The organism is Bradyrhizobium sp. ISRA436 (assembly GCF_029910015.1).
In the GTDB taxonomy this organism is placed as follows: Bacteria; Pseudomonadota; Alphaproteobacteria; order Rhizobiales; family Xanthobacteraceae; genus Bradyrhizobium.
In genome coordinates, this window is record NZ_CP094519.1 from 2027659 (window position 1) to 2047962 (window position 20304).

Below are 20304 nucleotides of genomic sequence, written 5' to 3' on the forward strand. Positions count from 1 at the left end.
GACAGCATTACTCATTTGTAATTGCTTCGCCGAGATTTCGTCACGATTGTTTCCATGATCTGTCGCGCCGCTGCCACGGTCTTCATCAACGCGCAGCGTCAACCCCGCCAATCTTGCCTCTCTTGCAGGAGTGTTTGCCCATGCGAGCGCTCGACCTTGCGCGCCTTGTTGTAGCCTTCGGATTCGTTATTCCCTCAGCCTATGCTGCAGAGCCGCCCCACGACATCAAGGGGCTCTACATGATGACGGATTATCCGGCCGTCACCATCAGGCCCGGCACCACGTCCAACATCTCGCTGCGCCTTCAGAACTACGGCCTCGGTCCGCAGCGCTACAAGCTCTCGGTCGAAGGTGTGCCGAGCGGTTGGACCGCAACGCTGCTCGGCGGCGGCCAGCCGGTCGCGGCGGCGATGCCGGCGCCCGACTCCAGCGTGCCGCTGCAGCTTCGGCTTGACGTGCCCGCCAGCAGCTCGCTCGCCGAGCAGACATTGACCGTCAAGGCCGAAGGGCAGGGCAGCGAGGCGACGCTGCCGATCGCAGTCGCACTTGCCAAGGAATTGCCGGCGAAGCTCTCGGTGTCATCGAAGCTTCCGGAACTGCGCGGCAGTCCGAAATCGAACTTCGAGTATACGCTGACCATCAAGAACGATAGCGGCCGCAACCTGGTCGCGAGCTTCGCGGCCGCGGCGCCCTCAAACTTCGAGACCTCGTTCACCGAGGCCTATGGCACCCAGGAATTGTCCTCGATCCCGATCGAGGCCGGCCAATCCAAGGACATCAAGCTCAAGGTCCGGCCGCCGAGCACGGTCGATGCCGGGCATTTCCCGGTCAAGGTGACTGTCAACGCCGAGGATGCATCGGCGCAGACCGAGGTGGCGCTCGACATCGCCGGCCAGCCGCAACTTCAGCTCTCCGGGCGTGACGGGCTGTTGAGCGCGCGCGCGGTCGCGGCGGAACAGAGCACGATCCCGATCGTCGTCACAAACAGCGGCACCGCGCCGGCCGAGAACATCGCGCTCGCCGCGACGGCGCCGAGCGGTTGGAAGGTGACGTTCCAGCCCGCCACCATCGAACGGCTGGTGCCCGGCAAGGATGCCGAGGTCCAGGCGCTGGTGACGCCGAGCGACAAGTCGCTCGCGGGCGACTACCAGCTCTCGGTGCGGGCCACCTCGCGTGGCGAGACCGCGTCGAGCCAGTTCCGCGTCACGGTCAATACGTCGACGGTCTGGGGCATGGCGGGAGCCGGCGTGATCGGTGTCGCGCTGCTGTTGATGCTTGGTGCTGTTGCAAGGTTCGGACGGCGATGAGCGAGCAGAAACCCGAAGGCGGTGCGGCGTCGCCCAACGTCGTCATCGCGGCGCGCGATCTCACCAAGCGCTACGGCAAGACCAGTGTCGTGGACGCCATCAACTTCGACATCTCCAAGGGCGAGGTGTTCGGGCTGCTCGGTCCGAACGGCGCCGGCAAGACCACGACCATCCTGATGATGCTCGGCCTCACCGAGATTTCGGCCGGCCGGGTCAGCGTGCTCGGCTTCGATCCGGCGCGCTCGCCGCTGCAGGTGAAGCGGCGCGTCGGCTATCTGCCCGATGCCGTCGGCTTCTACGACCACCTGACGGCGGTGGAGAATCTCGCCTACGTCGCCAAGCTGATGGGCCTGTCGGTGGCCGAACGGTCGCAGCGGATCGCCGCGGCGCTCGCCCGCGTGCGCCTGCTCAATGTCGCCAACAAGCGCGTCTCAACCTTCTCACGCGGCATGCGGCAGCGGCTCGGGCTTGCCGAGATCATCGTCAAGCGCGCCGAGATCGCGATCCTCGACGAGCCGACCTCGGGTCTCGATCCCCAAGCGACGCTCGAATTCCTCGATCTGATCAGGGAATTGAAGGCCGAGGGTGTCACCGTACTGCTGTCGTCGCACATGCTCGATCAGGTCCAGCGCGTCTGCGATCGCGTCGCGCTGTTCCGTACCGGACGGATCGTGATGATGGGTTCGGTCGCTGAGCTGGCGGTCCAGGTGCTCGGCGCGGGCTTTGTCGTCGAGGTGGAGGCCGACGGCGCCGGCATCGCTCGCCGGCTCGCCGCGATCCCGGGTGTCAGCAATGTCGAGACGCTTGCGGAGGACCGCTTCCGCATGACCGCGGACCGCGACGTGCGGCCGGATGCGGCGCGCGCCGTGGTCGCGGCCAACGGCGCATTGCGGCGGCTCTCGGTCGACGAGCCGAGCCTCGAGTCGATCTACGCCCATTATTTCCAGGCATCGCAGTCCGGAGGCGTGCGTGATGCGGCGTGAAGGTTCAGCATTCCAGGGCGTCGGCGCCGTCTTCATCAAGGAATTGTCGGACAACATCTCGAGCGTCCGCATGCTGATGCTCGAGCTTTTGATCGTGCTCACCGCGATGGCGGCGCTCTATGAGGCGATCGACACGCTGCGTCAGAGCACCGCGGAGGATCCGTTCCTGCTGCTGCGCCTGTTCACGGTGAGCCGTGCGCCGCTGCCGTCCTTTGTCGCCATCCTCGGCTTCCTGATCCCGTTGATGGCGATCGGGCTCGGCTTCGACCTGGTCAACAGCGAGCACAACCGGCGCACGCTGTCGCGGATCCTGGCGCAGCCGATCTATCGCGATGCGCTATTGCTCGGCAAATATCTCGCCGGCCTCGCTACGATCGCGATCAGCCTGACGGCGCTGTGGCTGATGGTGATCGGGCTTGGCCTGATCTTCCTCGGCGTGCCGCCGGGCGGCGAGGAGATCGCCCGCTCGCTCGCGTTCCTGGTGATCGCGATCTTCTATGCCGGCGTCTGGCTGTCGCTCGCCATGTTGCTCTCGATCGTGTTTCGTTCGCCGGCGACCGCGGCATTGGTGGCGCTCGGCATCTGGCTGTTCCTGACCGTGCTGTGGCCGATGCTGGCGCCGGCGTTCGCGCAGGTGATCTCACCGCCCGATCCGCGCTTCGCCGCGCTCGGCCTCGACACGCCGGATACCGCGATCTGGACGCAGCTCCTGCAGCGGTTCTCGCCGAACGATTTGTTCGGAGAGGCGATGCTTGCGGTGCTGTCGCCGACGACACGCACGCTCGGCCCGGTGTTCCTCGATCAGCTGCGCGGCGCCGTGATGGGTGCGCCGCTGCCCTTTGGCGAAAGCGTGATGATTGCCTGGCCGCAGACGGTGGGGCTGATCGCCTGCACCATCGTGCTGTTCGTCGCCGGTTACATCCTGTTCCAGCGGCAAGAGGTCCGCGCCTGAGGAGCGCGGACTGCTCAGCGCGCCCTGATCTTTTCCCTCAGCCAGCGCGCCACGGCGTCGGGCGACGATGAAGCATCGTTGCCCGACGCACGCAGGTTTGCCTCGCGCATGTCAGCAATGTCGATCCTGCCGAGTAGCGGCTGCAGCGCCGATTTCAGCGTCTCGTCGTCGCGTCTCTTTGGCGACAGCAGCACGATCGCGTCATAGGGTGGGATCGCGTGCTTGTCGTCCGCGAGCGTGACCAGGTCGTATTTCGCGATCAGGCCGTCGCTGGTGTAGCCCGCGATCACGTCGGCGTCGCCGGAGGCGACCGCCGCATACATGAAGTCGGGCTGCATCTGCCGCTGGGTGCGGAACGACAGTCCATAGGCTTTCTGGATGCCGGCCCATTCCGGCCGCGAGAAGAATTCATAGTCGCCGGCGATCGACATGGTCGGTGCCCGTGCCGCGAGGTCAGTGATCGAGTGGATGCCGAGCGCCTCGGCACGCTTGCGCGGCATCACCAGCGCATAGGCATTCTCGAAACCGAGCTCGCCGAGCAGGGTAATGTTCTGCTCCGCCAGCGTGGTCTTGAGCGCGGCCAGCAGCTCGGCGCGCGGCCTGATGTCGGTGTGGTGGAACTGGTTGGCCCACAGCGTGCCGGAATAATCGACATAGACGTCGATATCGCCGGCCGTCAGCGCATCGAAGATCACGTTGGAGCCGAGGCCAGCGCGCGTCGTGACCGGCAGCCCGGCCGATCGCAGCCGCTCGGCGATCAGCGCCGAAAGCACGTATTGCTCGGTGAAGGTCTTGGCGCCGACGACATAGCCCGCATGGGGCCGCACGATCGCCGGCACCAGCGTCGCAGCGATCAGCGCGGCAATCCCGAGGCCGCCGAGCCCGGCCCGCGTGCGGCTGCGGTAGCGCAAGCCGTTCTCGATCAGCGCAAGCAACTGGTCGACGGCGAGCGCAAGCACCGCCGCGGCGACGCAGCCGAACAGCACGAACACCCAGTTCTGGGTCTGCAGTCCAGCGAAGATGTAGTTGCCGAGGCTGGTCTGCCCGATCGGCGTCGACAGCGTCGCGGTGCCGATCACCCACACCGCCGCGGTGCGGATCCCCGCCATCATCACCGGCAGCGCGAGCGGCAACTCGACCATCAGCAGCGATTGTCGCTCCGTCATGCCGACGCCCTGCGCCGCCTCCAGGATTTCCGGATCGACGCCCGACAGTCCGGTGATGGTGTTGCGCAGCACAGGCAGCATCGAATAGAGCGCGAGCGCGAGCACCGCCGGCAGGAAGCCGAAGGCGGAAAAGCTGAAGCCGAACCATCCGGCGGTCAATGCGGCCAGCGCGAGCAGCAGCGGATAGAACAGCGCGAGCAAGGCGAGACCCGGCACGGTCTGCACGATGCTGGCGAGCCCGAGCAGCGCGCCGCGCAGCAACGGCCGGTTGCGGGCGATGATCGCCAGCGGCAGGCTGACAATAAGCCCGAGCGCCAGCGCGGCGACACTGACCCGAACATGATTGCCGAGGTAATCCGGCAGATGTGCAAGCGCCTCGCTCCAGCGTGGATCGGCGAGCAGGCTCATGCTGTGCCTTCCCGCGGCAGCAGCGCGCCCAGCCGCTCGGCCTGCCGCCGCGGTGTATGCAGGAGCTCGTCGACATAGGCGTCGGTGCTGGCCGAAAGCTCGGTCGGCGTGCCCTGCGCCAGCAACCGGCCGGCGCGCATCACCGCGACGCGATCCGCCAGCAGGATCGCCTCCGTCATATCGTGGGTGATCATGATCGTGGTCAGGCCAAGCTTGCGATGCAGGGTGCGATAATCGTCACCCAGCGCGTCGCGGGTGAGGGGATCGAGCGAACCGAACGGCTCGTCCATCAGCACGATGCGCGGCTTCGCAGCGAGCGCACGCGCCACGCCGACACGCTGGCGCTGGCCGCCGGAAAGCTCATGCGGCATGCGGTCGCGATACTGCGCGCGTTCGAGCCGCACGAGGTCGAGCAGTTCGTCGACCCGCGCCGCGATCTCCGCCGCCGGCCAGCCAAACAGTCTTGGCGTGATGCCGATATTGCCCGCGACGGTCAGGTGCGGAAACAATGCACCGCTCTGGAAGACATAGCCGATGCGGCGACGCAGCAGGATCGGATCCGCGCGACTGACGTCCTCGCCCTCGACAGTGATCTGGCCGCGGTCGGCTTCGATCAGCCGGTTGGCAAGCCTGAGCAGCGTGCTCTTGCCCGAGCCGGAACTGCCGACGACGGCGAGGAATTCACCCTCGGCCACGTCGAGCGAGACATCGTCGACGGCCACCACGCGGCCGTCGTCAAAACTCTTGCCGACATGCACGTAGGCGATCAGCGGCGTTGCGGGCATTCCGGGGCCTCAGGTCTCACGGTCATCAATGACAGTGATAGCCCATAAAACGGGCTTTGACTCGGGCCTCGGGCAGCCGGGCCGCAGGGCCGGTGTTCCCGGTTCGATGTTCCTGAGAATCAGGTCTGGATCAGCGGACCTGTGAGCACATCACACTTCATTCTTGGGTACGTATTTGCCCATAATGCATTTGTAGCTTTGCAGGCGCCACGCGTGATACGGGCCCTTGGCGAGCCAATCGGCGAGGCCGATCTGCGCATTGACTGCGCAGGCGCTCATGGTGATGCCGGATTGGTCACTGGTGGTGACGACCTTTTCCATGCAGAGCTGGGCATTGCAGAGGACAGCGACGAGCGTGACGAGCATAACGGCCTTGTCGGTAGGATACCCCGGTCTGAACCGACTCATGCAGGGTTCATGCCACTATCGGCGCCTGCGGCATCGCGATGAGCAAGACCGGGAAAGTACGGCCGGATCGGTCGCGACATCAGGCGGCGCATAGCCGCCCGCCTGCGGATACGCTATACTTGTCATCCAACTACGACGCGAGATCGGGGCCAGCGAGGAACGTTGCGTGGTCGGGGGCTGCATCGATGATGACGTTGCCTGAGTTGGCAGCAAATGCCTTGGAGAAGTTTCTTGCCAAGCATGTGAGCCGCACGTTCGGGGCCTCGCAGGCGCGCTTCGGCGAGCTGCTTCCCGCCGCTGCCCGCATCGCGCTGGAATGCATCGGGAACAGCGATGCGCTCTATCACAATGTCGAACATACGATGCTCGTTACGCTGGCCGGCCACGACATCATCCGCGGCCGTGCGTTGCACACCCATGTCACCGCCGAGGATTACACACATACCATCATCGCCTGCCTGACCCACGATATCGGCTATGTCCGCGGCCTCCTGAAGGGGGATGGGCCTGACGGTTACGTGATCGATGCGAGTGGCAAGAAGGTGACGCTGCCCCGCGGTTCGTCGGATGCAGGCCTGATGCCCTATCATGTCGACCGGTCGAAGCTCTATGTTCTCGATCGCCTCGAGGCCGTCATTCCGATCGATCGCGAGCGGATCGCGCGCGACATTGAGGGGACCCGCTTTCCGGCACCCGAAGGCCAGGAATATGACGACGAGGCGGCGATCGTTCGCGCCGCCGATTTCATCGGCCAGCTCGGCGATCCCAACTACATCCGGAAGGCCAACGCGCTCTACCACGAGTTCGAGGAGGTCGGCATCAATCGCCAGCTCGGCTATGAATCGCCGGCCGACATCGTGGACCGCTATCCCCAGTTCTACTGGAGCATGGTGGCCCCGCACATCCAGGGCGCCATAAACTGCCTCAACATGACCGCAAGCGGCCGGCAGTGGATCGCCAATCTCTACAGCAATGTCTTCCGCGCCGAGCGCGAGGTCACGCTGTCCGGTCCGCAAATCTGACGCCGTCGCCGATCGGCTGCTGTCGCTCCGACTGCGTCCCGTTCCCTCGTCCCGCAACGTCCACATTGTACCCGTTTCACCGGTTGCACTGATGATGCAAATCGGCGACGCTGAGCCATGGACCGGCCTGTCGACCGTATTTTCGATCGATCCAGCATGACATCCCTTTTTGCGCGGCTGATTGCGATCGCGATCGCCTGCTGGCCGGTGCTCGCCGCGGCCGGTCCGGTCTATGATGTCGATCTGTACGCGCTGATGTCGGGCACCTGCCGCAACGTCAACATCGCCGGACGCGGTTACACCTGCAAGGCGGTCGCCTATTTCCACACCCTGCGCGGCCGTTCCGAATTCGTCGTCGTGCTCGACGATCCCGCCGACAAGAGCCACATCGTCTCGTTTTCCGGCGAGAGCGCGGCGCGAACCCAGGACAATCTGTTCGAGCTCACGGTCGACCGCATGTTGCTGAAGTCGAGCGACCGGCCGCGGGTCGACGGCCTGCCGGTGCCGCTGGTGGAAATGTCGACCGGCTCGTGCCGGCAGGTCGGAAGCTTCGTCACGCGGCAGGTGTCCAGCATCACCTGCGCCGCCACCGATCACAACGGCAAGAGCTACGAGCTGAGCTTCGAGTCGGACGGCTCGCCCATGACGCTGCGCCGGTTGCGGCAGTCGTCGCTGCCGAGCGAGCGGCAGCGCGCGCGCCAGATCGCGCAGCTCGAGTGCCGCCTCAAGGCCCGTGCCGCGGGAGTCCTGCCGCGCGATACCACCGCCTTCATCATCCGTTGCCTTGGCGAGGACGACGGCAAGCCGCCGGGCGATCAGCAATAACGGCGCTGCACACGCTTTGGCTCGATCGTCGAAGCAAGGTTGCTCGCGGCGCAGAGCGTTCGCATCTTGCGGCTTTGCGCGACCGCCTGTTGACTAACTCCGGCGGTTGTGAGGAAACGGTTCGAATATCAAGGAGAATTCGATGCGCCTGAGAATCTACGCGATTGCCGCCTTTGGCGTTTGTCTTGCCGGCCCCGCCTTCGCACAGGCCTACGATCCGAACTATCCCGTGTGCATGCACGTCTACGGGGGTCGGCTGACGGAGGACTACATCGATTGCAGCTTCACCTCGATCCCGCAGTGTCAGGCAACAGCCTCGGGGCGATCGGCGTCGTGCTCGGAGAATCCCTTTTACGCGCCGCCGGAGCCCCCCAAGCGCCGGGGGCATCGCAGGCGACATCACGCTCACTGACGGAGGAGCATCTGTACCGGGCGTGCCGTTGGCTCTCCGTCAGACCGGTACGCTTCGTCGCGACCGTGATCCCCGAAGGCATGCCGCAGCGCTGATCCTTCCCCTATAGGAGAGGTGAGCGTCCGTTGCCGCTCTACCTACTCCAGTCTCATCCCGGTCTACGCCGGCGTACCCATCGCATAGGGCTTGAGCACCGCATAGAGGAAGCCGTGGGTCGGCGTCGCGACGCCGAGCCTGCGGCCGAGCTCGACCACCTTGCCGTTGAGCCAGGGCAGTTCGAGCCGGTTGCCGCGCTCGAGATCGAGCGCCATCGACGCCTTCATGGCCGGTGGCGCATGGCCGATGAAGTCGAGCGCCTTCTCGAGCGCGTCGGGCGGCAGCTTGATGCCGCTGGCGCGGCCAACGGCGATGGTTTCCTGGCAGGTCGACACGAACAGCGGGCGGAGATCGGGATCGTCGCGCAGTCTGCCGATCGGTTGCCTTGTGACGGCCGTCATGCCGGCATTGCTGGCGAGCAGGATGAACTTCATCCAGAGCTCGGTGATGATCTCCTCGCTCAGCGTCGCATCGAAGCCGGCCTTCAGGCAGAGTTCGAGAAAGGCCTTGCCGCGCGGCGTGATGCTGCCGTCGAGCTCGCCGAAGATCATCCGTATGAAGGTGCCGACCTGGTTGATCACGCCGGGCTTGATGATCGAAGCGCTGATCTGCGCGACGCCGCCCATCACAGCCTTCCGTCCCAGGATCGGGATCAGCCGCTCCGGCGCGTCGATCCCGTTCTGCAGCGGGATGACCACGGTGTCGGGACCGACCATTGGCTTGATATGCTGACCGGCGCTCTCGACGTCCCACAGCTTGACGCAGAACAGCACGACATCAACGGGGCCGACGCTGGCCGGATCGTCGGTCGCCCGGGTCGGCACCAGATGGGTTTCGCCGCGGCCGCCCTGGACCTTCAGCCCTTCGCTCCGCATGGCGGCCAGATGGGCGCCGCGCGCGATGAAAGTGACGTCGGCTCCGGCATGGGCGAGCGCTGCGCCAAAACCACCCCCGACGCCTCCGGCGCCAACGACTGCAATCCGCATAATGTATCTCCTGTCTGGTCCTTCCCAGTGGCCGGTGCAGCAGCCTCGACGATGTCCGGCCAATTCTCAACCCGCTCGTCCTGAAAACCGCGTGAACCCGCGGTCGCCTTCGTCGATCGGCGCCATCTTCCTGCGTTGAACTTGCCGGCCTAAATGGCTAAGCCATCCTGCGAAGTTCGGGAGGCAACGCGGTGGAGATGACAGAGCCGACGGCGGTCGCGCTTGACGACGCGACGGTGGCGTTTCGGTTGGCGGATGGACGGGTCTATACCGCGGTCGAGAAGGCAAATCTTGCAGTGGCGCATGGCGAGTTCGTCGCCATTGTCGGCCCGACGGGGTGCGGGAAATCGACGCTGCTGAATGTCGCGGCCGGCCTGTTGAGGCCGGCGTCGGGTACGGCCCGGATCTTCGACAAGCAGCTTACGGGCCTGAACCGCGACGCCGGTTACCTGTTCCAGGCCGATGCGCTGTTCCCGTGGAAGACCGCGATCGACAATGTCGCGATCGGGCTCGAGATCAGGGGTACGCCGCGCGCAGAGGCGCTGGAGCGCGCGCAGAAATGGCTGGCGTCGGTCGGCCTCGGCGCCTTCGCCAACCGTTATCCGCACATGCTGTCCGGCGGCCAGCGCAAGCGCGTCGGGCTTGCCCAGGTGCTGATCCGCGATCCGAAGATCCTGCTGATGGACGAGCCGTTCGGTCCGCTCGACGCGCAGACCCGGCAGATCATGGGCAACCTGCTGCTGGAACTGTGGACCGCCGATCGCAAGGCGGTGCTGTTCGTCACCCACGACCTCGAGGAGGCGATCGCGCTCGCCGACCGCGTCGTGATCATGTCGGCGGGTCCTTCCGCCCGCATCATCGGCGACTGGCGCATCGCACTGCCGCGGCCGCGCGACATTTCCGAGATCCGCATGGAGAAGGACTTTCACGCCCTGCACCGGGAGATCTGGAGCGTGCTGAAGGACGAGGTGATGAAGGGCTACGTGCAGTCCTCGCAGGCGGGAGCGGCCTGATGTCGCGCGTGACGCTGTTGGCGCTGCAGCTTCTGGTCGCCGTCGTCGTGCTGGTGCTGTGGCAGCTGTTCTCGACCGTGCCGGTGTTCGGCAAGATCCTGCTGCCGCCGTTCTTCTTCTCCAACCCGGTCGACGTGTTCAGCCAGATCGTCAAATGGTTCTCGACCGGCGTGATCTGGAAGCATCTGGCGATCACCTTGTGGGAATCGATCCTCGCCTTCGTGATCGGCTCGGCCGGCGGCATCCTGGTCGGCTTCTGGTTCGCGCGGCAGCCGCGCGTCGCCGCGGTGTTCGATCCCTATGTGAAGATGGCCAACGCGCTGCCCCGCGTGGTGCTTGCGCCGATCTTCGCGCTGTGGTTCGGGCTCGGCGTCTGGTCCAAGGTCGCGCTCGGCGTGACGCTGGTGTTCTTCATCGTGTTCTTCAACGTCTATCAGGGCGTCAAGGAGGTCTCGGCCACCGTGCTCGACAACGCCCGCATGCTCGGCATGAACGAGCGGCAGTTGATGCGGCACGTCTATTGGCCCTCGGCGCTGTCCTGGATGTTCTCCTCCCTGCACACCTCCGTCGGCTTCGCGGTGGTCGGTGCCGTCGTCGGCGAATATCTCGGTGCCGCGGCCGGCCTCGGCTATCTGATCCAGCAGGCCGAAGGCGTGTTCGACGTCGCCGGCGTGTTCGCCGGCATGTTCGTGCTCTCGGCATTCGTCATCCTGATCGACATGGGCGTGACCGTCGTGGAGAAGCGGCTGCTGGTCTGGCGGCCGACTGTCGGGGGCGGCAGGCAGTAGGTCGATCGTCATTGCGGCGGAGCGATGCGATCCACCGTCCGCCAATGCCGGATCACGCCCGCTCGGCTGTCGGTGCCGCGTCAATCAGCGCTCGGATCTTGTCCGCGACCTCCGGCTCGGTCGGGCTGTAGACCACCATGCTGAGATCGGGCCGGCCGTCGACCGCGAATGCTGAATATTCGAACGTGATCGGGCCGAGGATCGGATGCCGGAGATGCTTGACGCCCTCGCCATGGGTGCGGACGTCGTTGTCGCGCCACATCGCCGCGAACTCCGGGCTCAGCCGGCAGAGCTCGTCGACGAAAGGCTGCACTGCTGCCGCAGCGCCGGCGCGCGCCGCATCCACCCTGAACGCGCCGACCACGAACCGCGCCACGCTCTCCCAGTCACGCTGCGCCGCGCGGACGCGCGGATCGAGGAAGATGAAGCGCAGGATGTTGCGCTGGTTCGGCGGCAGCGAACCGTAGTCGGTCAGCATCACGGTCGCGGCCCTGTTCCAGGCGACGACGTCCCATGTCGCGGTGCGGATCACGGCCGGACTCGGCGATAGCGCGTCGAGTACGCGCTGCAGCCGCGGCGTGACGCCTTCGCTCCTCTGGTAGCGCACCTCGGGCGTGCGGCCGAGGCCGAGCAAAAAGAGATGCTCGCGCTCGACATCGGTCAGCATCAGCGCCCGCGCGATGCGATCCAGCACGTCGGCTGACGGCGCGCCGCCGCGGCCTTGTTCGAGCCAGGTGTACCAGGTTGGGCTGATATTGGCGCGTTGCGCCACTTCCTCGCGGCGCAGGCCGGGCGTGCGCCGCCGGCCTGCGGGAAAGCCGAAGGCCGCCGGATCGAGCTTGCTGCGCCGGTCCTTCAGATAGGTCCCGAGCAGGTTGTCGTGCGCGGCCGAAACGCTCATCCTGTTAGCTATTATACCATGATAATGTCCTACTTTACCAGGATAACCCGAGCGACGAGATTTGTCTCCAGCGAAACCTGGAGATTTGCTTATGCGCGTATTCGTCACTGGAGCCACCGGCTGGGTCGGCTCGGCCGTCACCAAGGATCTGATCGCCGCCGGCCATCTGGTGCTCGGCATGACCCGCTCGGACAAGGGGGCGGGAGACCTGACCGCTGCCGGCGCCGAGCCGCATTACGGGACGCTCGAGGATCTGGATAGCCTGAAGCGCGGCGCCGCGCAGTCCGATGCTGTGATCCACTGCGCCTTCAACCACGACTTCTCGAAATTCGCCAAGAACTGCGAGGATGACCGGCGCGCGATCGAGACGCTCGGCGCCGTGCTCGAAGGCTCGCAGCGCCCGCTGATCACCACATCGGGCGTCGCGCGCGCGGCGCAGGGCCGCGTCGCGACCGAAGAGGATGCGCCGATCCCGGTTTCCGACGCTTATCCGCGCGCATCGGAAGCGACGACGATGGCCGTGGCGTCACGCGGCGTGCGTGCGGGCGTCGTGCGGCTGCCGCCCTCGGTGCACGGCCATGGCGACCACGGCTTCGTGCCACTGCTCGTTGCCTTCGCGCGCGAGAAGGGCGTCTCCGCCTATATCGGCGAAGGGCGCAACCGCTGGCCCGGCGTGCACCGCCTCGACGCGGCGCGCGTCTATCGGCTGGCGCTCGAGCGCGGCGTCGAAGGCGGGCCCTTCCATGCCGTGGCAGACGAGGGCGTGCCGTTCAAGGACATCGCCGCGGTGATCGCGCGCCGCCTCGACGTGCGGCTGGTCTCGAAATCGCCGGAAGAAGCTGCAGAGCATTTCGGCTGGTTCGGCCCGTTCGCGGCCTTCGACGTGCCAACCTCGAGCGCGCGCACCAGGGCGCGGCTCGACTGGCAGCCGGAGCAGCCGGGACTGCTCGCCGATATAGATCATCCCGCGTATTTCGCGCAGTAGCATGGAGAGCGGTGTGATGCTATCAGCGTCATTGCGAGGAGCGAAGCGACGAAGCAATCCATCGGCCCGCATCCGCTGAGAGATGGATTGCTTCACTTCGCTCGCAATGACGGCTGCAAGATGTGAATCAATCCAGCAGCTTCGTATCGTCAGGCGTCTGCGGAGGCGCCTTGATCGCAATCGCCGTGTTATGCCGCCGCCGCAGCCGTGACCAGCTATCGGAAAGTTGCCTTCTCAAGCCTGCCGCACTGCTTTATCTTGCCGGCAAATTTCGAGTGGAGGACGTCATGAGGACGATGTTTGGCAAGGTCGCGGGCGCGTTGGTGGCGCTCGTGATGAGCACGGGCCTGGCCGCAGCGCAAAGCAAGATCACCATCGCGGTCGGCGGCGGCGCCTGCCTGTGCTATCTTCCGACGGTGCTGGCCAAGCAGCTCGGCGAGTATGAGAAGGCGGGGCTTTCGGTCGAGCTGGTCGATCTGAAGGGCGGCTCGGATGCGCTCAAAGCGGTGCTCGGCGGCAGCGCCGACGTCGTCTCTGGCTATTTCGACCATTGCGTCAACCTCGCGGCCAAGAAGCAGGAGCTGCAGGCCTTCGTGGTCTATGACCGCTATCCCGGCCTCGTGCTGGTGGTCTCGCCGAAGCATACCGGCGAGATCAACTCGATCAAGGATCTTGCCGGCAAGAAGGTGGGCGTCAGCGCGCCGGGCTCCTCGACCGATTTCTTCCTGAAGTACATGCTGAAGAAGAACGGCCTCGACCCGATGGGCACGTCGGTGATCGGTGTTGGCCTCGGCGCCACCGCGGTGGCGGCGATGGAGCAGGGCCAGATCGATGCCGCCGTGATGCTCGATCCTTCGGTCACCGTGCTGCAGGGCAGCCATCCCGACCTGAAGATCCTGAGCGACACCCGCACCCAGCGCGACACGCTCGCGGTGTTCGGCGGCGAATATCCGGGCGGCGCGCTCTACTCGACCGCGGCCTGGGTGAACGGACACGAGAAGGAGGCGCAGGCGCTGACCAACGCCATCATGGCGACGCTGTCCTGGATCCATTCGCATTCGGCCGAGGAGATCATGGCCAAGATGCCGGACGAGATCGTCGGCAAGAACAAGGACCTCTATCTCGCCGCACTGAAAAACACGATCCCGATGTATTCGGAGAGCGGCAAGATGGACCCGAAGGGCGCAGAGGCCGTGCTTGCGGTGTTCAGCACCGGCTCGCCGGAGGTGGCGAAGGCCGGCGTCGACGTGACCAAGACCTACACCAACAAATATGTCGAGCAGGTCAAGAAAACGACAGGAATGAACGCGAAGTAGGGGGCATGACCGGATCCGGGGAGCTGCTGTCACACAAGGCGTGTAGCGGTTTTCCGGCGAGACCATGCTGCCAAGGGAATCAAGGTGCGATGAACGACATGCAGTTTCCGGTCATTCATCGCGTCACCGCGCTTGATCTGACGTTGCGGAATCGGCCCTGGCCGTTTGCCGACGAACGGCGCGCCGAGATCGACGCGCATTTCGCGACCCAGCAGCGTGCAAAGCCAAGCCTGTGGAATGGCCGCGTGCTGCTCGGCCGCGATCCCGTGTTTGCGGGCGGGCGCCTGAGCGCCAATTATTTCGAGACCGATTTTGCCAGCTTCCTCGCCTGGCGCGACTGGGGCTTTCCCGACCGGGAGATCTTCAACGGCTTCGGCATGGGCGCGCTGCTCGCGAGCGACGGCGCCTTCGTGCTCGGCGAGATGGGCCAGCACACCTCCAATCCCGGGCGGATCTATTTTCCGTCCGGCACGCCCGACCTCGACGACATCAGGGGCGAGACGGTCGATATCGCCGGCAGCGTGATGCGGGAGCTCGAAGAGGAGACCGGTCTTTCCGCCGCAGACTACCGAGCGGACGCGGACTGGTATTGCGTCTACACCGGGCCTGCGCTTGCGATGATCCGCATCCTGCGCGCCGACATGCCGGGTGATGCCCTGCGTGCGCGGCTGGAGGCCAATCTGGCGCGGCAGGACGATCCGGAGCTCGCCGCGATCCATCTGGTGCGCAGCCGTGACGATTTCAGCACCGCGATGCCGTGCTTCGTGACCGCGTTCATCGAGGCGCAGCTTCCGGTCTAGCGCCGCGCGCCTGCAACCAAGTGCTGAAGGAACTGCGCCGCACCGACACGGCCATGGCGCTTGACATCATCGGCCGGTCCCCCTGTGATAGGCGGCACCAAGAAACAAAGAAGCAGTGCACAATCTCCGGGGAGGGATTCATGCGGGTCACGAAGGCGCCACGCAGGCTGACGGCGCGCCGGTGCCGCGGCGCGGATGCAGCGCGCGACCGTGCTGCGGCCGGCCAGCATGACCTCTAGCCAGACATAGACCGCATTTCGAAAGGGGCCGCCGTGCTCGCCGTCGAAGGTCTCGTCAAGCGGTTTGGCGGTTTTCGCGCCGTCAACAATGTGTCGTTCCGCGTCGAGCAGGGCGAGATCCTTGGCCTGATCGGTCCGAACGGCTCGGGCAAGAGCACGATCTTCAACATGCTGTCGGGCACGCTGCCACCGACCGCGGGCTCCATCCTGTTCGACGGCCGCGAGATCGCAGGGCTTCCCCCGCACCGGATCATCAATCGCGGCGTCGGCCGCACCTTCCAGATCCCGCGGCCGTTTCACCGGCTCAGCATTTTCGAGAACGTGACACTCGCCGGCTTCTACGGCCAGGGCCGCTATAGCCGCGCCAAAGCTGAGGAAGCGGCCGAGCGCGCGCTCGCGATGGTCGGCTTGCCGGCCGACCGTCACGCCAGCGTCGAGGGCCTTGGCGCCGCGGGGTTGAAGAAGCTCGAGCTCGCCAAGGCGCTCGCCACCGGGCCGAAGCTGCTGCTCGCCGACGAAAGCCTGGGCGGCCTCGACGAGGCGGAGATGGACCAGGCCGCCGACATGCTGCGTCGGATCCGCGACGAACTCGGCATCACCATCATATGGGTCGAGCACATCATGGGTGTTCTGATGCGCGTCGTCGATCGCGTGATGGTGCTCGATCACGGCGAGAAGATCGCGGAAGGCCTGCCGGCCGATGTCGCTGGGAACGCCAGGGTGATCGAGGTCTATCTCGGCACCGATGCCGATGCGAGCCTTGCGGCGGCCGCCGCCGCGCAGGCGCGCCGCCGGATCGAGGCGTGACCGGCATGCTCGAGCTCAGATCGATCGATGCGGGCTATGGCAGCTTCCAGGCGCTGTTCGACGTCAGCCTCGACGTCAAGGCAGGCGAGGCCGTCGGCGTGATCGGCCCGAACGGCGCCGGCAAGACGACGCTGATGCGCGTGATCTCCGGCCTGATCCGCCCGGCCAGGGGCACCATCGCAATGCAGGGCACCGACGTCGTGGCGACGCCTCCGCATCGCATCGTCAGCCTCGGCATTGCCCATGTGCCGGAGAACCGGCGGCTGTTTCCGCGGCTCACCGTCGCCGACAATCTGAAGATGGGCGCCTATATGCCCGGCGCGCGCGCCCATTACGCCGAGCGGCTCGACTTCGTGTTCGAGCTGTTCCCGCGCATGAAGGAGCGCCGCCACCAGATGGCCGGCACCATGTCGGGCGGCGAGCAGCAGATGTGCGCGATCGGCCGCGCGCTGATGTCGAACCCAAAGCTGCTGCTGCTCGACGAGCCCTCCGCGGGGCTCGCGCCGGTCGTGGTGCAGCAGGTGTTCGAGCTGGTAAAGCGGATCCGCGCCAGCGGGCTCACGGTGCTGATCGTCGAGCAGAACGTGCAGCAGGTGCTGCGCGTGGTCGACCGCGCCTACCTGATCGAGGCCGGCACCATCCGCGCCGCCGGCACGTCCGCGGACCTTGCCGCGAGCGACACCATCAAGCAGGCGTATCTGGGGGTGTGAGGATGACACTGTCCGCTCGATCAGTGTTCTCCCTCTCCCGCTTGCGGGGGAGGGGCGGGGTGGGGGTATCTCCGCGAGTCGCATTGAGGAGAGAGCCCCCACCCGGCGCGCTCGCGCGCGCCGACCTCCCCCGCAAGCGGGAGAGGTAAGGAGAGGAAACACCATGCAATCCTTCCTCGACATCTTCGACATCTACTTTCTCGAGGCCGTCATCAACGGCATCCTGCTCGGCGGCGTGCTGGCGCTGCTCGCGCTCGGCCTGAACCTCATCTTCGGCGTGATCGACGTCACCTGGATCTGCTACGCCGAGCTCGTGATGATCGGCATGTACGGCATGTACTACCTGGTGCAGTATTTCGGCCTGTCATACTGGGCCGCGGCGCCGCTGGTCATCATGCTGGTCGCGCTGCTCGGCGCGGCGCTGCATTTCTTCGTCATCGCGCCCTTGCTGACCGCGCCGCCGATCAACCAGCTATTGGCGACCGGCGGCGTGCTGTTCGTCCTGCAGAGCTTTGCCACCGTCGCCTTCGGCATCGACTTCAAAAATCTCGGTATCCGCCTGCCGGTGCTGTCGCTCGGCGATATGAATTTCAGCTACGCGCGGCTGCTCTCGTTTGCCGCGGCGCTGCTCGGCATGGTCGGCGTCTACCTGTTCCTGACCCGCACCTTCACCGGCACCGCGATCCGTGCCATCGCGCAGGACCGCCAGATCATGCCGCTGATGGGCGTCGACGCGAAACGCATCTACCTGGTCACCTCGGCGATCGGCGGCGGGCTGGCCGGCCTCGCGGCGTGCCTGCTCGTGCTGCAATACGACGTGCATCCCTTCGTCGGCCTGTCGTTCGGGCCGATCACCTTCCTGATCTGCGTGCTCGGAGGGCTCGGCAATTTCATCGGCGGCTTCATCGCCTCGTTCCTGTTCGCCGAGATCATCTCGCTCGGCGGTCTGTTCTCCGATCTCGAATGGGGCTATGTGCTGGCCTTCGCCTTCTTCATCGTGATGATGTTCATCCGGCCCGCGGGCCTGCTCGCGAGGCGCTCGTGAACAAGCGGGTCGCAGGGTGGATCGTCGCGCTTGCCGTGCTGGTGGCGCTACCTTTCGTGCACAGCGATCCCTACCACTTGCACCTCCTGGTGCTGATCCTGATCTGGTCGTTCGCCTACACGTCGTGGTCGATCATGGGCCGCTTCGGCCTGGTGTCGCTCGGCCATGGCGGGTTCATGGGGACCGGCGCCTATGTCACCGCACTGCTGTGGAATAATTTCGGGCTGTCGCCCTGGATCGGCATTCCGCTCAGCATGCTGGCGGCGGGCGTGCTCGCGCTTGTCGTCGCCTATCCCTGCTTCCGTTTCCGGATCACCGGCCATTATTTCGTGCTGGTGACGCTGGCGCTGGCCGGCATCGTGCTGCAGGTCATCACCGCAACCCGCGACTATACCGGCGGCTCGCTCGGCTACACGCCGCAGCGCGCGCCGAGCGGCAAGGGATTGCTTGCGCTGCAATTCGACGACAAGACGACCTGGTATTTGATCGCGCTCGCGGTCTGGCTCGCCGGCATCGTGATCTGGCACTGGATCGACCGCAGTATGGGCCGCCACGCCATGGAGGCGATCTCGGAGGACGAGGATGCGGCCGCCGCGGCCGGCGTCAACGTCACGGCCGAGAAGCTCAAGATCACGCTGATCAGCGCGCTGATGACCGCACTCTCGGGCGCGCTGTATTGCCAGTACCAGATGTTCATCTCGCCTGACACGGTCAGCGGCATCGCCGTCTCGCTGCAGATGGTGTTCGCGGCGATCGTCGGCGGCGTCTATGTTGCGCTCGGGCCGACCGTCGGCGCGATCATCACCATCCTGCTCGCGGAGGTGCTGCGCGTCAGCTTCGGGACCGAGGCGGTCGGCTGGGACAATCTCGTCTACGGCGTGCTGCTGGTGCTCTTCATCATCTTCCTGCCCAAGGGCATTCTTGGTAGCGTCATCGACTGGATCAAATCGCCACGCAAGCCGCTGAGAGATCATGAGCAGGCAGCCGTCCCCATCACTCGCCGATGAACTGAAACCCTTCGTCGCGCCGTTCCGATTCGACGGCACGGGCCAATTCCACCTGAAATCGTATCCGACCGCCGAGAGGGGCGGCATCGACAAGGACGCGGGCGGCAAGATCATCGAAGCCAACCGCAAGCGGCTCAGCGACTTCCAGGAGAAGCTCTACGCGCAGGACCGCTGGTCGCTGCTCCTGATCTTCCAGGGCATGGACGCCGCCGGCAAGGATAGCGCGATCAAGAGCGTGTTCGAGGGCGTCAATCCGCAGGGCTGCGAGGTGTCGTCCTTCAAGCAGCCCTCGACCAAGGAGCTCGATCACGACTTCATGTGGCGCGCGATGGTCGCGCTGCCGGAGCGCGGCCGCATCGGCATCTTCAACCGCTCCTACTACGAGGAATGCCTCGTGGTGCGCGTGCATCCCGAGGTGCTGCAGAAGCAGAAGCTGCCGAAGCGGCTGGTGACCAAGCATATCTGGCGCGAGCGCTTCGAGGATATCTCGGCGATCGAACGCTATCTGTCGCGCAACGGCATCGTGATCCTGAAGTTCTTCCTGCACGTCTCCAAGGAGGAGCAGCGCCAGCGCTTCCTCGCCCGGCTGGAGGAGCCGGCCAAGAACTGGAAGTTCTCGATGGCCGACATCTCCGAGCGCGTGCTGTGGGCGAGATACCAGGCGGCCTACCAGGACATGATCCACCACACCGCGACCAGGGACGCGCCGTGGCACGTCGTGCCCGCCGACCACAAATGGTTCGCCCGCGTCGTGATCGGCTCGACCATCGTCGCCGCGCTCGACCGGCTCAATCTGAAGTTCCCCGACGTCGACAAGGCCGACCTGAGCGAGTTCAAGCGCATCCGTGCGGCGCTCGAGGAAGGCAAGGGCGGGGCGGCGAAGGCGGTTGCGAGGAAGTAGGCATGGAAGTGCGGTCGCTTGGGCTGCCAGTAACGTGAGGTAAAGGCTCCCTCCACCCTTGTGGGGGCCCGCAAGGGTGGGGAACCCATCCGCCGGTGCGCCACTCACGCGCGACTCGCTATCGTCCAGTGCTGTCCGCATTAGGTCAGCTCACCTGACCATCTTTCCCCATTGCGGCCGCTTGCCATAATCGTCTAGAAACACCCCACACGGCGCCGTCCGGCAACCGACTATCAACGGTTTTGACCGAGGATCTGGTGCTCCAAAGGGTCTGGCAATGCTGATTCGCGGCCAAATTGATGGGATTTCGGGGGAGGTGGCCTTGGCCATCAGCACCGCCGTGATCCCGGCTGCGCTGCCCACCCTCCTTATTGGCGGCCTTCTTCTTACCTGCCCCTGAGGGCCGGCTGGGCGTTTGTGCCTGGGCACTCAGGGGTTTGTA

At 65.5% G+C, this 20304-nt stretch carries 21 protein-coding genes; 16 read left to right on the forward strand and 5 right to left on the reverse strand.

What is annotated here, in order from left to right:
• The first annotated feature begins 140 nt into the window (after positions 1-140).
• From MTX23_RS09585 to MTX23_RS09595, 3 genes are read left to right on the forward strand one after another with little or no spacing between them, the layout of a single operon-like run.
• A complete protein-coding gene (locus MTX23_RS09585; RefSeq protein WP_280976388.1) occupies positions 141-1307 on the forward strand; it encodes an NEW3 domain-containing protein in 1167 nt (388 codons plus the stop codon).
• Positions 1304-2290 (forward strand): ABC transporter ATP-binding protein, encoded by a 987-nt coding sequence (locus MTX23_RS09590; RefSeq protein WP_280976389.1) that lies wholly within the window; start codon positions 1304-1306, stop codon positions 2288-2290. The genes MTX23_RS09585 and MTX23_RS09590 overlap by 4 nt, the downstream gene beginning before the upstream one ends.
• Positions 2280-3242, forward strand: coding sequence for an ABC transporter permease (locus MTX23_RS09595; RefSeq protein ID WP_280978025.1), 963 nt, complete (start codon positions 2280-2282; stop codon positions 3240-3242). Before MTX23_RS09590 ends, MTX23_RS09595 begins: the two co-directional genes overlap by 11 nt.
• Before the next feature lie 14 nt (positions 3243-3256).
• Here the strand turns inward: MTX23_RS09595 and MTX23_RS09600 are convergent, their stop codons facing one another.
• From MTX23_RS09600 to MTX23_RS09610, 3 genes are all read right to left on the reverse strand, one after another.
• Positions 3257-4816, reverse strand: a complete 1560-nt coding sequence (locus MTX23_RS09600; protein WP_280976390.1) for an ABC transporter permease/substrate-binding protein — start codon at positions 4814-4816, stop codon at positions 3257-3259.
• Positions 4813-5601, reverse strand: a complete 789-nt coding sequence (locus MTX23_RS09605) for an ATP-binding cassette domain-containing protein (RefSeq protein WP_280976391.1) — start codon at positions 5599-5601, stop codon at positions 4813-4815. Before MTX23_RS09605 ends, MTX23_RS09600 begins: the two co-directional genes overlap by 4 nt.
• 150 nt (positions 5602-5751) lie before the next feature.
• A complete protein-coding gene (locus MTX23_RS09610; RefSeq protein WP_280976392.1) occupies positions 5752-5967 on the reverse strand; it encodes a hypothetical protein in 216 nt (71 codons plus the stop codon).
• 227 nt (positions 5968-6194) lie between these two features.
• Here MTX23_RS09610 and MTX23_RS09615 point away from each other — a divergent pair, with 227 nt between their 5' ends.
• From MTX23_RS09615 to MTX23_RS09625, 3 genes are all read left to right on the forward strand, one after another.
• Positions 6195-7031 carry a metal-dependent phosphohydrolase gene (locus MTX23_RS09615; protein WP_280976393.1) on the forward strand — a complete coding sequence of 279 codons (837 nt, stop codon included), beginning with the start codon at positions 6195-6197 and terminating at the stop codon, positions 7029-7031.
• 156 nt (positions 7032-7187) lie between these two features.
• Positions 7188-7856, forward strand: a complete 669-nt coding sequence (locus MTX23_RS09620) for a hypothetical protein (protein WP_280976394.1) — start codon at positions 7188-7190, stop codon at positions 7854-7856.
• 142 nt (positions 7857-7998) lie between these two features.
• On the forward strand, positions 7999-8268 hold the full coding sequence (locus MTX23_RS09625; RefSeq protein ID WP_280976395.1) for a DUF3551 domain-containing protein: 270 nt from the start codon (positions 7999-8001) through the stop codon (positions 8266-8268).
• A gap of 158 nt (positions 8269-8426) precedes the next feature.
• On the opposite strand, the gene MTX23_RS09630 is transcribed toward MTX23_RS09625, so the two are convergent.
• Complete coding sequence (locus MTX23_RS09630; protein WP_280976396.1) at positions 8427-9350, reverse strand: 2-dehydropantoate 2-reductase; 924 nt, start codon at positions 9348-9350, stop codon at positions 8427-8429.
• A gap of 197 nt (positions 9351-9547) precedes the next feature.
• Between MTX23_RS09630 and MTX23_RS09635 the strand changes: the two genes are divergently transcribed.
• Complete coding sequence (locus tag MTX23_RS09635; RefSeq protein ID WP_280976397.1) at positions 9548-10363, forward strand: ABC transporter ATP-binding protein; 816 nt, start codon at positions 9548-9550, stop codon at positions 10361-10363.
• Positions 10363-11151, forward strand: a complete 789-nt coding sequence (locus tag MTX23_RS09640) for an ABC transporter permease (protein ID WP_280976398.1) — start codon at positions 10363-10365, stop codon at positions 11149-11151. The genes MTX23_RS09635 and MTX23_RS09640 overlap by 1 nt, the downstream gene beginning before the upstream one ends.
• Positions 11152-11203: 52 nt before the next feature.
• Here MTX23_RS09640 and MTX23_RS09645 read toward each other — a convergent pair whose 3' ends face one another.
• Positions 11204-12052 carry a helix-turn-helix transcriptional regulator gene (locus tag MTX23_RS09645; protein WP_280976399.1) on the reverse strand — a complete coding sequence of 283 codons (849 nt, stop codon included), beginning with the start codon at positions 12050-12052 and terminating at the stop codon, positions 11204-11206.
• 91 nt (positions 12053-12143) lie between these two features.
• Between MTX23_RS09645 and MTX23_RS09650 the strand changes: the two genes are divergently transcribed.
• From MTX23_RS09650 to MTX23_RS09685, 8 genes are all read left to right on the forward strand, one after another.
• Positions 12144-13037, forward strand: coding sequence for an SDR family oxidoreductase (locus MTX23_RS09650; protein WP_280976400.1), 894 nt, complete (start codon positions 12144-12146; stop codon positions 13035-13037).
• 287 nt (positions 13038-13324) lie between these two features.
• Entirely contained in the window at positions 13325-14353 is a 1029-nt protein-coding gene (locus MTX23_RS09655; RefSeq protein WP_280976401.1) for an ABC transporter substrate-binding protein, read from the forward strand.
• Positions 14354-14451: 98 nt separating this feature from the next.
• Positions 14452-15153, forward strand: coding sequence for an NUDIX hydrolase (locus MTX23_RS09660; protein ID WP_280978027.1), 702 nt, complete (start codon positions 14452-14454; stop codon positions 15151-15153).
• A 272-nt stretch (positions 15154-15425) separates the two neighbouring features.
• Positions 15426-16199, forward strand: a complete 774-nt coding sequence (locus MTX23_RS09665; protein WP_280976402.1) for an ABC transporter ATP-binding protein — start codon at positions 15426-15428, stop codon at positions 16197-16199.
• Between the two features lie 5 nt (positions 16200-16204).
• Positions 16205-16909: an ABC transporter ATP-binding protein gene (locus MTX23_RS09670; RefSeq protein WP_280976403.1), complete on the forward strand. Its 705-nt coding sequence runs from the start codon at positions 16205-16207 to the stop codon at positions 16907-16909.
• Between the two features lie 163 nt (positions 16910-17072).
• The gene (locus MTX23_RS09675; RefSeq protein WP_280976404.1) at positions 17073-17954 is read left to right on the forward strand and encodes a branched-chain amino acid ABC transporter permease; all 882 of its coding nucleotides are present in this window, start codon (positions 17073-17075) and stop codon (positions 17952-17954) included.
• Positions 17951-18961: a branched-chain amino acid ABC transporter permease gene (locus MTX23_RS09680; RefSeq protein ID WP_280976405.1), complete on the forward strand. Its 1011-nt coding sequence runs from the start codon at positions 17951-17953 to the stop codon at positions 18959-18961. Before MTX23_RS09675 ends, MTX23_RS09680 begins: the two co-directional genes overlap by 4 nt.
• Complete coding sequence (locus MTX23_RS09685) at positions 18927-19862, forward strand: polyphosphate kinase 2 family protein (protein ID WP_280976406.1); 936 nt, start codon at positions 18927-18929, stop codon at positions 19860-19862. The genes MTX23_RS09680 and MTX23_RS09685 overlap by 35 nt, the downstream gene beginning before the upstream one ends.
• Positions 19863-20304 lie beyond the last annotated feature (442 nt).